The organism is Arthrobacter sp. fls2-241-R2A-200 (assembly GCF_030209745.1).
Classification (GTDB): domain Bacteria; phylum Actinomycetota; class Actinomycetes; order Actinomycetales; family Micrococcaceae; genus Arthrobacter.
Genome location: NZ_JARVRJ010000014.1, coordinates 88,331 through 102,114, shown reverse-complemented (window position 1 = coordinate 102,114; position 13,784 = coordinate 88,331). Strand labels below are relative to the sequence as shown.

Annotated in this window: 12 protein-coding genes; 4 read left to right on the top strand and 8 right to left on the bottom strand. The window is 61.4% G+C overall.

Translation table 11 applies throughout. The features are described from left to right. Window positions 1-197 precede the first annotated feature (197 nt). A complete protein-coding gene (locus QRN42_RS15270; RefSeq protein WP_284979999.1) occupies window positions 198-485 on the bottom strand; it encodes a hypothetical protein in 288 nt (95 codons plus the stop codon). Between the two features lie 131 nt (window positions 486-616). On the opposite strand from QRN42_RS15270, the gene QRN42_RS15265 reads away from it, so the two are divergent. From QRN42_RS15265 to QRN42_RS15255, 3 genes are all read left to right on the top strand, one after another. Then, on the top strand, window positions 617-1,237 hold the full coding sequence (locus tag QRN42_RS15265; RefSeq protein ID WP_284979998.1) for a hypothetical protein: 621 nt from the start codon (window positions 617-619) through the stop codon (window positions 1,235-1,237). A gap of 35 nt (window positions 1,238-1,272) precedes the next feature. Beyond that, on the top strand, window positions 1,273-1,860 hold the full coding sequence (locus QRN42_RS15260) for an RBBP9/YdeN family alpha/beta hydrolase (protein ID WP_284979997.1): 588 nt from the start codon (window positions 1,273-1,275) through the stop codon (window positions 1,858-1,860). A gap of 477 nt (window positions 1,861-2,337) precedes the next feature. Beyond that, the gene (locus tag QRN42_RS15255; RefSeq protein ID WP_284979996.1) at window positions 2,338-2,541 is read left to right on the top strand and encodes a hypothetical protein; all 204 of its coding nucleotides are present in this window, start codon (window positions 2,338-2,340) and stop codon (window positions 2,539-2,541) included. 153 nt (window positions 2,542-2,694) lie between these two features. Here the strand turns inward: QRN42_RS15255 and QRN42_RS15250 are convergent, their stop codons facing one another. The 3 genes from QRN42_RS15250 to QRN42_RS15240 form a co-directional block, all read right to left on the bottom strand. Beyond that, complete coding sequence (locus QRN42_RS15250) at window positions 2,695-4,206, bottom strand: oligosaccharide flippase family protein (RefSeq protein WP_284979995.1); 1,512 nt, start codon at window positions 4,204-4,206, stop codon at window positions 2,695-2,697. Window positions 4,207-4,339: 133 nt separating this feature from the next. Continuing rightward, on the bottom strand, window positions 4,340-5,455 hold the full coding sequence (locus QRN42_RS15245; protein ID WP_284979994.1) for a GNAT family N-acetyltransferase: 1,116 nt from the start codon (window positions 5,453-5,455) through the stop codon (window positions 4,340-4,342). A 250-nt stretch (window positions 5,456-5,705) separates the two neighbouring features. After that, window positions 5,706-6,683 (bottom strand): GNAT family N-acetyltransferase, encoded by a 978-nt coding sequence (locus QRN42_RS15240; RefSeq protein WP_284979993.1) that lies wholly within the window; start codon window positions 6,681-6,683, stop codon window positions 5,706-5,708. Window positions 6,684-7,365: 682 nt separating this feature from the next. Here QRN42_RS15240 and QRN42_RS15235 point away from each other — a divergent pair. Continuing rightward, complete coding sequence (locus tag QRN42_RS15235) at window positions 7,366-8,949, top strand: ArnT family glycosyltransferase (protein WP_284979992.1); 1,584 nt, start codon at window positions 7,366-7,368, stop codon at window positions 8,947-8,949. Window positions 8,950-9,010: 61 nt separating this feature from the next. On the opposite strand, the gene QRN42_RS15230 is transcribed toward QRN42_RS15235, so the two are convergent. The 4 genes from QRN42_RS15230 to QRN42_RS15215 all read right to left on the bottom strand — a co-directional run bounded on the left by QRN42_RS15230 (window position 9,011) and on the right by QRN42_RS15215 (window position 13,771). After that, complete coding sequence (locus QRN42_RS15230; protein ID WP_284979991.1) at window positions 9,011-10,099, bottom strand: right-handed parallel beta-helix repeat-containing protein; 1,089 nt, start codon at window positions 10,097-10,099, stop codon at window positions 9,011-9,013. Window positions 10,100-10,545: 446 nt separating this feature from the next. Beyond that, window positions 10,546-10,755: a hypothetical protein gene (locus QRN42_RS15225; RefSeq protein WP_284979990.1), complete on the bottom strand. Its 210-nt coding sequence runs from the start codon at window positions 10,753-10,755 to the stop codon at window positions 10,546-10,548. A gap of 194 nt (window positions 10,756-10,949) precedes the next feature. Then, a complete protein-coding gene (locus tag QRN42_RS15220) occupies window positions 10,950-12,272 on the bottom strand; it encodes a D-arabinono-1,4-lactone oxidase (RefSeq protein ID WP_284979989.1) in 1,323 nt (440 codons plus the stop codon). Continuing rightward, a complete protein-coding gene (locus QRN42_RS15215) occupies window positions 12,269-13,771 on the bottom strand; it encodes an aldehyde dehydrogenase family protein (RefSeq protein WP_284979988.1) in 1,503 nt (500 codons plus the stop codon). Before QRN42_RS15215 ends, QRN42_RS15220 begins: the two co-directional genes overlap by 4 nt. Window positions 13,772-13,784: the final 13 nt, after the last annotated feature.

Here is a 13,784-nt window from a genome sequence, read left to right as displayed (position 1 = left end):
TTCAATACGTTCCTTCTGTGGCTCGGGATCATCTTCTTCGTTGTGATGCTGACCGGGCTGTATACCCTGGCCGCGGGTCGGCGTTCATGGGTCCCCGTGGACAGGCGAGGAAGCGGAGGAATCCTGCTTGTTGCAGGGACAATTGGCTGGACCGTCTCATGGGGGTCTTTGGGTCGTCGCTGCCAAGGCAGGATGCCCTAGAGGCCGAGGCGTTCGGCGATGCGCATCAGCTGGTTGGGCCGGTCCTCGTGATCCAGGACGATCATCGCCCCGGCGCAGTGCTTGGATGCGGCGGTGACCTCCAGGGTGTCGCCCTCTTCATCTGCGTCGAGTGTCTTGTGGCAGTGGAACGAAACGTCAGCGTGCAGTGCGTCAGCGATGTCCTGAGCGCGCTCCTGCGACAGGAACGGGACGTGGTCGGTGCGGAAGGGACAGTCCCCGCAGGGCCGCTTGAGGTTGAAGGCGGTGACGGGTGAGGTGGCCATGGATCTCATGTGTCCTGAGTTTCCCCTCGCCAGCGTCAATAGGTGCCGCCGCGCCTATCCGAGCTCTCACTCGCGTCTCGGTAGCATGGTGATGATCACCGGCTTGCGGAGGGAAACGAGGTTGCCTTGAAATGTCCGCGTCGCTGTTTCAGGTGAGCGTCCTCCGTGCCGTCGGCTGCTCGCTTGCCGTCCTGACGCTGACCTTGGCCATGGGACTCTCGCCGGCCCTGGCACAGGACTGCGGTGTTCTCACGGTCGTTCCAGGGGCGTGCCAAAGTCCGTCTACCCAGCCGCGTCCGGGCCCAACAACCAAAGCAACTGCAACCCCGGCGGCGTCTCCAGCAGCGGCGTCCCCTGCAGTAGCGACCCGTGGCCCGGCAGCACCCCCGGTGGCAGTACCTGCGCAGGAAGCCCCCGTTGTGGCTCCCGCTGTGCCTGCTACGTCCCGTCCAACTGCCTCCGTGCCCGAGGTAGGCCCGCAGACCGGCGCCACGCCGATTCCTGCCATCGCGGCTCCTGTGGGGCCTACCGCTGCAGTCACTGCCGCCGCACCCGCCACCGAGTCACCTGCCATCGCCCCGTCAGGGGCGCCGGCTGGAGCCACCAATTATCCGCAGCCCCCGGGAAGGACTGGGAAGACTGTGGCGGGTGCCGGGTTGCTGGCGCTGGGCGGGCTGTTCGTTGCCGGCGCCGCCCTTGCTGGTCTCACAGGGGGCCGGCCTTGGCGTGGCCAAGGTGGACAGGGAAGGTAAGCCCAGAGGTTCGCTGAGCTATAGAGTATGTGGCTATGACCGCATCAGTCAGCAAGGTCCCGGGCCGAACCGTCCAGCGCGTCGTCATTGTCCACGGGTATGAATCTTCGCCGGATGCAAACTGGTTTCCCTGGCTCCAGAGGGTTCTCGAAGCTGAGGGCAAAGCAGTCACCGTGGTTCCTCTCCCCGATCCGGACTCTCCTGACAAGGGAGCATGGAAGGACGCTGTCAGCTCGGCGCTGGGTGTGCCCGATGCGAGAACGGTAGTTGTGGCACATTCACTTGGGGCGGTCACCTCCCTCCGAGCACTCGCGGCGCTGCCTGAGCCGTGGGAACTGGGCGGCCTGGTCTTGGTGGCCGGCTTCACGGACCCGCTGGAAGCACTGCCGGAACTCGATGGCTTCCTGGCATCGGAGGTTGACGTTGAGCGGGTAGCAAAGAGCATTGGGCAACGAACAGTCATCCGCTCCGAGACCGACCCCTTCGTACCACCTGAAGCATCCGATGACCTCGCCCGGCGCCTGGACGCGCGGCTGCAGGTTTACCCGGGAGCCGGACACTTCATGGCAGAAGACGGCGTCACAAAGTTCCCGGCTCTTCTTGACGCGATTCGGCTCAGGTAGGGGCTCCGGTGAATTAGAGCCCGGGCGGCCAGCTCCGCTTGTCGGGCCTCCGGCGCAGACCCGGCATCAAGCCTCCGGTGTGGTCCTACGGGAGAGGTAGAGACCCACGATGTCGCCGCCGGTATTGAGCAGCATCTTCCTGAGTCCTGGCCGTTTCAGCTTCCCGGTTCTCGCGTTCCCCCGCCTTCTGCTGACCCGTCTTAACCCGAGCAGGTCGTTAATCCAGGTCTGACACTCCAGCTCGTCCCCGCGCTCCGCCACACCACCGATTTATGTGCCCTGCAGGCGGCGGCCACCGTGACACACCGGGCTCAGGTCAACAACCTCGGATCGGAGGTGCCAGCCGTGTCACCATGAAGGAGCTCGAACGTGGTCGGGTGCTCCGGCCGTGGCGTTGGACGGTTCCCAAAACTCTCTTCCCTTTGCGTAGATTCGTCAGCATACTTACTATTCAAAGTGTCCAGGAAGGAGTCCGCCATGAGCATCACCGATGCTACTCTTACCGCAGTCCTAAACCTGCATGATGTACCGATAGAGCTGCACCGTGATCCGGAGCTGCGCGCCGTCGCGTACGTCTTAGCCGCCCTGCAGGGACCAAGCAACGACGTAGAACGGCGCTTCTACGACGCTAAAACGACTCTCTCGACCGTGCCGCGCCGGGCGAAACACCCCGCGAGGTAACCAACCGCGAGATGCTCACGGAGATCCATACAACCCGGCTGTTCTACCGACTCGGCCAACTGCGCACCGGGGTGGATCTCCCACCCCACGAAACGGGCTGATCCTGCGTATGCCTGCAGGAAGGATCGGTCCGCGTCGGCGGAGAGTGCGAGGTTACTGCCGCCTACGAAGCGTTAGGCCTACAAGAACTTGCCGAGCGCGTAGCACGTCCGTGTCAGTGACGAGTCGCAACATCCGCGCAGTGACCAAGTGCAGGAGGACGCCAATTCCGATCAACAGAATACCCGGGAAGGGAAGCAGTAGCCGGGCGATGAGCAATGCCGGCAGCATCCCGCCTAACGCCACTGCGTGTCGGAAAGGTCCGGACAGTGGAAGACCCTTCCGAGGCTGCAATTGTAGGTACGCGTGAGCCAACAGGCCGGTTGCCGCCCAGGTGCCGATCCCGAACGCAATTGCTGCTCCGGCTGCTCCGGCCCGCGGCACCAGAAGGAAGAGGGCCAATACCTCGGTCGCCGCTGCCAGACTCGCCCGGACGGCAACCTGCCTAGCTGCGCCGAGCGCCACGAGTGCCTGGAGAAGCATCTGGGCAAGCAGGAGACCAAGCGCACCGATCGCTAGAACGCGGACGAGAGAAGAGGCGTGACTATAACTTGCCGGAAAGGCAATCGCCAGTATCGGCTCCGGCGCGATAATTAACGCGAACTGTATGGGCAGGAGGCTTAGAGGTACGTACCGCAGAGCAGCTAGGAACCATGCATGAGAATCGGGGCCGGGACCATGATGCGCCAGGTAGGGAAACACTACGCTGGACAATGTTATCCCGACGAAGAAAACGGCGCGTGCCAAGATGTTGGCGACCTGGTACTCCGCTACAGCGGCGTTGCCCCCTGGCCCGTACGCAGATAAATAGAGCACGTCAACCGTCATCACAACACCTAGGGCTATTATCCCGATACCAATGGGGACAGACTGGCGGAACGTCGCGAACGCAGCCAAGGGTCCTCGCCTTGGGATTCGACTCGCCAACGCGAAGAGTCCACCTAGCGTCGCAGCCAAGGAGCCGAGCAAGAAAGCCAGTGCGACTCCGGGCACTCCCAAGCCCAGAACCCCGCCCAGCGACACTCCCACTACGAATCGAATCGCTGTTTCCACTGACTGAACGAAAGCCATGCCGCCAAACAGACGGCAACCTTGAAATGCGCCCAGGAACACATTGTTAATGGCGATCAGCGGTATCGTGCAAGCGACTAGTCCGATAACGATCGGTCCTGCGTCCGGCAGTGGTACTCCCGCGACTCCCTGCGCTACCAGCAGACCGACTAACAGAGCTAGGCCCAATGCGGCATTGCCTACAAGCGCAGAGCGGAACGTTGCGGCGCTGCCGTCCTCCAGGCCGTCCTCCGCCTGCGCCATTCGACGGGCAAGTATCGGGGGCAGCGCCGCGTTCAGAATGAAAGAGCTCAACCCGAAGAAGGACTGCATGACGCTAACGCGTCCGAAATTTTCCGCAGTAAGAAACCAGGCAAGCGCAACCCCGAAACCATAGTTCAAGGCTGAGTTGAATACGAGCCGAAGGACCAGTATGGCACCGCCTGCAGCCCCGCTTGCGGGCTGGCGCACCCCTTGGACTACCGAGATGCGCCAATCGCGCCACGATCTGGTCATGCGCCCCATCTCCAACGGTAGGAATGGATACCTCGGACGGCAAACCCCCAATGGGCCTCGGCGGCCAACGAGTCATCGCACGCCACTCTTACGTAGTGACCCAGCTACCGGGACGCGTATAAGCTCACGACACTTATCGCACGAGCCTCGTTGACCTCGCGAACTGTGTCATGCGCCTCCTCGTAGAAGCCGAGAGGTGCTGCCGAGCCTGGCCCCGCAATCGATCGATCGCTACGCTCTGCATCCAAGCTGTCGATCCGACGAGGCTGCCCGAGAACATTGAAATTTTCAGCTGCTCTTGCACTCCGGTTGCGAACTCTCGTTTATGAGGCTCGTCCTCGCCGGCTATCTGCACCAAGCGCAGATGTGGCTGCTCACAGGCATATGTCAGAACGTCTTCGAACATCTGGATGCCCGGCGCATATTGCCGAAAATTCTCATCGTAAGCGGTCTTCAGCGCGTATACGACACCCGACTGTTCGAGTGACAAACTGATCGCGATTAGCTTGCCGCTCAACCTCAGGAAGTGCAGTCTGAGTAGTCCCTGATCCGCGGCCCACGCAGATAGCTCCTGGTAGAACTGCGTCGTGGAGGGTCGCGACAGGATGGCAGTTCCTTCGTTTCCCTTCCACCCTGCCGCTTCCAAGGTGAGTGCTTGGGCGAGTAGATTCTGCAGATCTTCCTTGCCGTCATGGACCGAGGACGAGATCTCTCCGAGTTGAGCCAGCTTGCGGCGCCTACGCGCCATATCCTGACGACGCGATCGCCCCAGCACCGCGTTCCGGACTGTCTCCCAGGGCTGGCTCACGTCAACGTAGGTCGATCGTCGGATGACATCCCGGCTTACCCGGTAGTCCTGCTCCGCAGCTGCTTCAACGATGGCTTGTTCCGTTGCGCCCACTGGGATAAACCGCATATCCACGCGCTGAGCATTCTCAAGAAGCCGCGGTACTAGGACCCGAATCGCATTTTCATCGGTCGATAGAGGTTCGAATGCAGGCGTTTCAGCATTGACCGGGGCGCGGAAGCCCAGTTGCGTTGGATTGAGAGGCAGCAGGGCAGCCAACTGTCCCCCTCGATGCGCCGAGAGCACCTGCAGCGACCGCCCGGGCTGGAAAGCCCTCATCCACGGGCGGAACCAACCTGGGCGCATGTAGGGCGGGGCGTCGGACGACAGGGCAAAGTCGTCCCATTCCTGCTCCAATGAGTCGTCCAGCGGCCGCAACGCACAGATGTATTCAGCTGACATGATCAACCTCGCCCGACTCGTGGAGTTTCCCTTGGCACGGCACGATCCTCACTATCGCCCATCCTGGAACCCGTTGTCCAGAGCCGTACCGAAAAGCCCCTGTACCCCATTGGAAACAAAACCCACCGGGTCCGTTTTCCCGTTGTCACTGGGAATTCCATCTCGGGGGAGCTCATTTCTCAGCGCGTGCGGAGCTACTCCGACGGGAAGCTGCTTTGGATGCGAGCGGACATTCGGCATTTCGCAGAGCTCAGCGGCCAACTTGCCGATTGACAACCGTGTTCCGCAACCGCCTGGTGGCCAGAATAGTTTTCTTCACGCCATAGAAAACTTTGGGTGAGCTGCGGACCAGAGCTGTCTTCGTTGCAGTTTCGGCGCGTGCCTTGGCTCTGTAGGTCAGGGGCGGATTTCCCAAGGGCTCGATGATCTGCGAGTGGGTCGCGAAGTCGAATTTGTAAGGCTCGGCGCCCTGCAGGAAATCGAATGATTTATGGCCTTGCCGGAAGCTGTCCTCCATCATCCGAATGAGGAGTTCCTTGCCGACACCGTACGCGGCAAAGGCGGGGTCATAGGCAGGAATAAGGGCCAGGTATTCGTCGTGCCAAAGGAACCCGGCGTGTAGCGCCACGTATTGATCCGCAACTTTCAGCGACGAGACTATCAAGTGCCCGTCCAGGAAGAGGCGTCTCAGCATCGCGCGCGCCCGGACGTTGTCCAGTGTTTCGTTACCGCCCCCGTACTGCTCGCATTTCCAGGCACAAAGGAGTTCTAAAGCCTGGATGTCGCGGTCATCAAACAGGTAGGCAACCTCCGCAAAGTTGGCGAGAAGCTTGGCACGCCGTTGGCGCATATGTCTCAGCAGATTCCTGCTGCGGGCGTGGATGAACTCTTCGTAGTTCTCCCAGCTGCCAAATCTATCCCAGACGACGAGAGGCGCGGGTTCCTGCCCGGTGTAGGAGGCGCTTGCCTCGGGATGGAGGTCGTCGAGCGTCTGGGTAGACGTAACCACCTTAGGAATGAAGCGCACAGGCTCGGCGGCGGCCTCGTGCTGCGGGAGAGGCTTTATGTAGTCATAGAAGGGACCGCTGACAAGAGGCCTTTTGCCGTCAACTTCTGCTAGGCGAAAGAAGTGTCCGTTTACGCTGTATATCTTGAATCGAAAGTCCTTGGCCTGATAGAAGTCGCTGGCCAGCGCTGTGAGGAACTCGTCAGAAGCAAAAAAGTCCACGCCGGACCCCCGTTGTTGGCCGTCCAATAAGTAGACTTATTATTGCCCGATCGACACTGGCGGACAATACTTATTTTGCCACAGTCCCTTAGTCCTACGGTTTCCGTTCTTGGCCAAGCGGTCATGCCTTCCCGATGGGAGCATCCGTACTCCCTGTAGCCTCGCATCAATAGGTACGGTAAACGCGGGTTCCCTCCTGAGGTGAAAGGTCCGTCCGGGCCCGCAGCGCCCCCAGCACTTGATCAGGGCGGCCAACAACTTCGGCCCTACACCGGCCTCCTGCCCGGCCGGGCTTGACGGCTCTTAAGACACAGGCACCCCACAACGCCGCCCTGCCATGCTCCCGCCGCCCTGTCCGGATCAGTTCATCCCAGGATCCTGGACTTCACTGTACGGAGCCGCCCCGATACGTTCGGGCCTTAGGCTGCGCCGAGGTTTTCAATGAGTCAACTCGAGGCCTTGCCGTCTCCTCCAGCTGCCCGATAGTCTGGCCGGGAAATACGTACCATGAAAGCGGCATCCGGCGGACCTCTAGGCGGAACCCTTCCCTGCGGGGCCATCACGTGCCGTACCGCGCGGGGCCTTTGGCTCGTAAAGGGGAGCAAGGTTTTAGTCGGCTGCTCATTGTCGTCCCATCCGGACGCAACTGGGCACCAAACCAGGAACAGCGATCGGACGAAGGATGCAGGACGCCGCGCAGGCAGTGACCGAAGAGGCCACGCACCCCAGACATCGCCAGACAGCGCCGGTACGGGGCTCCATGAGCCCTCCGGTCATGGCAAGGCTAAGGGGCTTCTGCGTATTTGCGGGCTGGGTTGCCGCAGCCTTTGGGGTCCGGGCCATCGGCCTGACCAAGGGTTTCGAGCTCTGGGTGGACGAGATGCTCTATGCCCTTCTCGGCGATTCGGTTAGCAGGGGGCACATTCTTCCCACACTGCCGGACGGCCCGTTTTTTCTGCATCCGCCCGGATTCTTTTGGGTTGAAGGCGCAGTTATCCACCTGTTTGGAATAACCGGCAATAATGTGGATTTGGTTATGCAGCTTCGGTGGCTCAACGCCGTTCTGGGTGCTGTGACAGTGGGGCTCGCCTTCCTGCTGGTGAGGCATACGGCGAACAGAACCGCGGCCTGGTTGACGGGTGGCTTGTTGTCCTTCGAGCCTTTCGTGCTACGCAGCAACAGCCATGTCTTCCTGGAAACACTCGCCATGGCAGCTGTCCTGGGCGGGCTGCTCATTGTCGTAACTCAAATGGGCTCCCGATCAACCGGCAAACGTACACTGCTCCTCGTCCTCGCCGGCCTCCTGCTGGGGTACAGCGTCCTGACGAAGGACTTCTTTGCCCTCTGCACGGTGGTTCCTGTGGGTGCCGCCACGGTTTGGCGACAAACCCTGCGCCGGCGTGAGGCCGCCGGAATTCTCTCGGCCATGTTGCTGCCTTACTTGATCTATATGTCCATAGTCGTCGGGCAAGGGATGTTTCCGGACTGGCTCCGGGCCAAAACGGCTGGCATTATGCGCCTCATTGGGGTGCAAAAAGATACAGGCTTTTCTGCGGCGGGTTCACCCAGCCTGGTCTCGCGCCTGATTGATAACGCCAGTCACTTTGGTTCCAGCTACATCCTGCTCGGATTGTGCCCCGTGGCCGCCACGCTACTGTGTCTCAGTCGGCGTCCTGAGCGCCGGCTCATTGGCCTGATAAGCCTCAGCCTTGGAGTGTACGGGGTCTACAGTGCGGTTTTTGGAACCTTCGAGGAGCAATACGGCTACGGCGTGATGATCGCCGGGGTGCTGAGCATCGCGGTGTTAAGTGCGGAAGTTTTTGAACGCGGTCGCCGGTCGCTCAGGTCCATCCTCCTAGTCAGCGCCGTCCTGTTGCTGCTGCTCACCACGGTCCTCGGCGTGAGGCTAGAAACGTCCACTGACAACGGCTTTGCGCAGGCCCGACGGTGGGTCCAGGAAAATTTGCCGGCACAGGCCAAGGTCAGTGTCACTAACGACACCGGAGAGCTCGCTTTCGCCGACGATCCTCGCTTCGGCGTTTGGCCGTCCCCCTCCTTGATGCTTGGTAGCGGGGCGAACTACGTCTTGACCGCTTCTCTTCCCGCTAGTCAGGGCTACGCATATATGGACCCGGGGATGCTGCCGTGGTTGGAGAAGAACGCCAAGCCAGTGTTCTCAGTGGCAGGCTTAACGAACGGTACAACTACCCTGTGGTTCGTCGACACTGCAACTCTCGATGCCGGGGTGCGTGCCGGAGTCAGATAGCCATCGTTCTGCCCATGACCTGGGTGTATGAGCCGGGACAAGCCTATTCCCCGTTGCACATTCAGGGCTCGCAGGAAGTCACGTTGCCTCTTATTTGGTTGTTCGGACCGGCCGCCACGTTGAAGTCCCCGCTTCGGCAAAAGCGATTATCCGTCACTTGGATGTTCTCGAGCTGCCCAGAGAGATCGGTGGAGGCGCCCTCCAAGTCGACAAAGATATTGCCCTTCACCGTGACATCGTGCACCGCTTTGCTTGCGCCGCCGTAATAGCCCGTTCTAATGCCGGAGGGAGATCCCCAGAACCGGTTGTTAGCGATGGTGATGTTATAGATCTCAGACCCCGCCACAGCTAGTTGCATTGCCGCTCCATGGGAGCCGCCGCGGACGTCGTTTTCCAAATATGCGACGTCATGGACCGTGCCGCCGATCGTCTGCGCTACCAGGCCGTCGTCGCCGTCCTCCCCCTGACGTTGGTCTACGTGGTTGCCGACAACCAGCCCGGAATATGAGTCCGTTATGTGGATTCCGTCGAGCTGATCATACTTGCCGCTGGTCGCAACCACTGTTGAATTGTTGTGTACGCAGAAGTTGCTGCTGCCCACTACCGCTATCGAATAAGTGAAGGGGTTCTTGGTTGCCACCCCTTCCACCACGGCGTTCGTGGAGTTCCGTACGTCGACAAGATATTCTTTCAGCCGCCCGGACACATTGCCATCAATAACATCCCCGCTCTGGTCGGCGGTTAGGTCGGCTATGGTGACGTTCTGCGATCCATTGGTAGTGATGAGCGGGTGCCCGCCGAGGGGGCCTTTGGCCTTGAGGAAACGTGACGTCGCCTTTAGCACGGTGCCCGGTCCCGAGCCCTTTAGTGCGACGTTGGCCCTAAGGACCAAGGGCTGATTGATCTGGAATTCTCCAACGGACAGCTGGACTATCCCCCCGCCGCTGGCCGTGGCCTGATCGATCGCTTTCTGGATTGCTGTTGAGTCCCCTGCGTCGGACGCACTAAGGAGAGAGACAGAGGTGGCGCCGCTACCTGTGGCGGTACATGGCCCCACTTTTTTCCCGTTCTGGCTAAAAGCCGAGATGGTCACTATAGCGACAAGCACAACGCCCACCAAGAGGAGCACTTGGAGTCGGTTAGCCCTCATGAATGAACCTTCGCACGCACCGCAAATACATTTCACCGAACGGGGCCATGCGGCGTGCCCAGCTGAACGTTACCGGGACCTGAATAACGTGAATTCAGCATAGCGGACCTACGTGCCCGCGTCCTGTCCTCTCAGCCCCGAAATACCCAGCCCTACACAGGGGCGGATACGAAGCGGCATGGCGGGTTGGGTTGCTGTTTCAGTTTCATCCTCTGGATGCTCCTATGGTCGTCAAATTCAGACATCGCTTCACAGTCTCGGTCTTGAGGACGGCAGTGATAGCCGCGGTGGCGCGGTAGGTGATCAGCGGCACCGCGAGAGACAGCCGGTTCCTTGAAATACCGGGTCAGGCCCATCACGTCCACTATGCGGCGGCCGCCCCCACCGCAGCCGGCGTTCTCAGCGCCAGCTCCTGACCAGTGTCGGCCCAGCCTTGGATTAGAGTTTTAGGCCTCCAGCGTCTGTGTGTTCACCGCATCGAACACCGCTCCGACGTCCTGGGGTGGCAAGTCCAGTCCGTAGATCTTCTTTGCGGCCACCGGCTTCTGCTCGTAGGTGAGAATGGTCAGAAACCTCTCGGGGCAGGAGACAGGCCAGCCGGCGTCAAAACGAAGCTCAGGCCACAGCAACAAACGCAGGTTCGGCAATGGCACCATATTTCTGAGCTACGCGGTGAAGGCGTGATGCGCCTTGAGCGGAGCCAGACGTCGCACTCCTCCCCGGTTAGTGCAAGCCCTACCCGGCGTCCCCACACAAGAGCCCGGCGTCCTCGCCGGAGGACGCCGGGCAGCGGAGGCGAAGTGTGGGAGAGCATGGGTCTGCTTGCCCGCGCTCACATTCCGCCAGTCATTCAAGCAAGGAGGGAGCGGGTGTGGTCGTTAAGGAACATGCCCCGGGGGTCGAACTCCCGGCGAACCTGGATGAAGGTGTCCAGCTCCGGATACAGGCGCTCGAGCCGACTTCGGGTCATGAAGTGAATCTTCCCCCAGTGCGCACGCGGCTCGAATTCTTGCAGTACGGAATCGGCGTCACGGAAAAACTGCCAGTAGTCGGTTCCGGGCTCGGTGGTCAGGGTGATGACAGTGCTGTCGCGGCCTTGGAACTGGGACATGTAGGCGTCGTCGGCCTTCACCCAGCGCACTTCCACAGGGTATTTCTGCTCGCGGTACCTGGTGCGGATCAGGTCCTGGATGGCTTCGACGGCGGCTAAGCCGTCCTCGCTGGCGACAAAATACTCGAGTTCGTGGAACTGGGTGGTGAACCCGCCCGGGTAGATCCGGTATGACCGGTCCAGCCGGGCTCCTTCAACATTGGAGAGTTGCCGTTCGTCCTCAATGAAAGCTACGTTGTAGCGCTTGGTGTAGCTGCGGCCGGCCATTCGGTGATCGGGCGATCCGGGGAGATCCAGCAGCTCGCAAGAGTCGTTCTCAGGGCACCAGAGGAACGAGTAGTGCCTGTTGCCGACAATGTCCGACTGCCACGTCGAGGTGGTTTCCAGCCACGTAGGGTAGGTGATCTGCTCCTGCAGGTAGTAGCTGTCCTCGACGGCCAACTCGACTTCCAGGAAAATCCCCAACGTGCCCAATGCCACCTGCGCGGCCCTGAGTTCGCGGAGTTGGCCTTCGCCAATCTCCACGATCTCGCCATAGCCGTTGATCAGTTTCACCCAGCGGAGGTTGGAGGAGAAACTGCCCAAGTCTTTCCCCGAGCCGTGGGTGCTGGTGGCGAGTGCGCCCGCGATTTGCTGCTTGTCGATGTCCCCTTGGTTACCTAAGGCCAGCCCTTGATCCCACAACGCGTCGCCGAAGGCGTTGATGGTGGTGCCGGCCAGTGCCCTGGCCCGGCGGCCCAAGCGATCGGTTCCGGTGATGGCCGAGAGGCCGGACATGTCCATCAGGACCCCGCCCGTCTGGACCAGCGGGGAGGATGAGTGGCCTGAGCCGACCGCCCGTACCGGCAAGCCTTCGCGAATAGCGAAACGGACGGCGTCGAGGGCTTCTTGTTCGTTCCTGGGCCGCACGGTGAAGGCAGGTGTCGCGCTTTGGTTCCCGCCCCAGTTGGTCCACGTGGCATCGGTGTCGAAAGGGGCCGTGGGGGTAGAGGTGGAGGGTGCACCCACTGCTGGAATGTTGGTGGTCATGGTGGAAGCTCCGTTGCTTTGTTGTGTGCTCATGCGCCGTGGTTGATCATCACATGCTTGGTGCGCGAATAATCGTCCAAGGCATAGAGGGAGAGGTCGCGGCCGTAGCCGGAGCCTTTGAATCCGCCCCACGGTACCTCGCAGGCCAGGACCAAGTGCGCATTAACCCAGACCGTGCCGAAGTCGAGCTGCTTGGGGATGCGGAGCGAGAGGCTGGAATCCTTCGTCCACACCGACGCGGACAGTCCGTACGGGCTCTCGTTGGCCCTGGTGACTGCCTCCTCCGTGGAAGAAAACGTCTCCACGGTGACTACCGGGCCGAAGATCTCGTGCGTGGCGATGTGCGCCCCGGCCGGAACATTGCTGATGACTGTGGGCTCGATGAAGTAGCCGGGGCCTTCGATTGCCGAACCTCCGATAGCCACGTTGAGCCCCGCTGCCCGGGCCTCAGCCAAGGATTCCTTGACCCGTTCGAAATGTGGGAGCGAGATCATGGGGCCGATTTCGATGTCGTCCCCCGCCTCGGGTGACCCGAGAACCAAAGTGCTGACTTCACGGACCAGGTGCTCGGTGAACTCTTCGGCCACGGACTCGTGGACCAGCACGCGGCAGGCGGCGCCGCAGTCCTGGCCGGCGTTCCAGAACCCGGCATTGCGGACGCCCGCGGCGGCTGCACGGAGATCGGCGTCGGGAAAGACAACAACCGGGGCTTTGCCACCGAGCTCCAAGTGGACTCGCTTGACCGACTTCGCGGCGGTTTCCGCCACGGCCTGGCCACTGACGACGCTGCCGGTCAGGGCGACCAACGCGATGGAGGGGTGCTCGGACAACCGCTGCCCAACGGTCCGTCCGCGGCCCGTGACCACGTTGAGGATGCCGTGCGGGATGCGTCCGGCCACGAGTTCAGCAAGTTTCAGTGTGGACAACGGGGTCTGCTCGGAGGGCTTGATGACGATACTGTTGCCGGCGGCGAGGATGGGAGCGATCTTCCAGGCGGCCATCAACAGCGGGTAGTTCCACGGGGTGATGACGCCCACCACGCCCACGGGTTCGCGGAGGATCACGGACGTATGGTCTGTGGCGTAGTCGCCGCCGGCCATGGATGTCAGGGCGCGGGAGGCGCCGGCCATGAACCGGAAGGTGTCCACTGTGCTGGTGACGTCGTCCGCGGCCACTGCCTGGGGCTTGCCGGTGTTGGCGGACTCGAGGACTTCGAACGCAGCACGGTTCTCTTCGATGATGTTGGCGATGAGGTTCAGGACATCGGCGCGTTCCTTGGGGGTGGTGGCACCCCAGGTTTTTTGGGCCGCGACGGCGGCGCTCACCGCGGCGTCGACGTCCTCAGCCGTCCCGGCCTGTACGGAGGTAATGACTGCTTCGGTGGTGGGATTTACGACGTCGATCAGCAGGCCCGCGGAACCCGGGACGAATGATCCGTTGATGAAGTGTCCCGAGGGAGGGAGCGGCAGGGCTGTGCCGGAAGGAGAGGTGGAGCGTCGGACAGCGAACTGCTCGGTCTGGGTGGTAGTCATGATGGTTCTCTTT

Coding starts and splice junctions, on each gene's coding strand:
- QRN42_RS15245 (WP_284979994.1), bottom strand. CDS start 5,455: ATGTCAGCTGAATACATCTGTGCGTTGCGGCCGCTGGACGACTCATTG.
- QRN42_RS15265 (WP_284979998.1), top strand. CDS start 617: ATGTCCGCGTCGCTGTTTCAGGTGAGCGTCCTCCGTGCCGTCGGCTGC.
- QRN42_RS15235 (WP_284979992.1), top strand. CDS start 7,366: ATGCAGGACGCCGCGCAGGCAGTGACCGAAGAGGCCACGCACCCCAGA.
- QRN42_RS15220 (WP_284979989.1), bottom strand. CDS start 12,272: ATGAGCACACAACAAAGCAACGGAGCTTCCACCATGACCACCAACATT.
- QRN42_RS15250 (WP_284979995.1), bottom strand. CDS start 4,206: ATGACCAGATCGTGGCGCGATTGGCGCATCTCGGTAGTCCAAGGGGTG.
- QRN42_RS15255 (WP_284979996.1), top strand. CDS start 2,338: ATGAGCATCACCGATGCTACTCTTACCGCAGTCCTAAACCTGCATGAT.
- QRN42_RS15215 (WP_284979988.1), bottom strand. CDS start 13,771: ATGACTACCACCCAGACCGAGCAGTTCGCTGTCCGACGCTCCACCTCT.
- QRN42_RS15225 (WP_284979990.1), bottom strand. CDS start 10,755: ATGGTGCCATTGCCGAACCTGCGTTTGTTGCTGTGGCCTGAGCTTCGT.
- QRN42_RS15230 (WP_284979991.1), bottom strand. CDS start 10,099: ATGAGGGCTAACCGACTCCAAGTGCTCCTCTTGGTGGGCGTTGTGCTT.
- QRN42_RS15270 (WP_284979999.1), bottom strand. CDS start 485: ATGGCCACCTCACCCGTCACCGCCTTCAACCTCAAGCGGCCCTGCGGG.
- QRN42_RS15260 (WP_284979997.1), top strand. CDS start 1,273: ATGACCGCATCAGTCAGCAAGGTCCCGGGCCGAACCGTCCAGCGCGTC.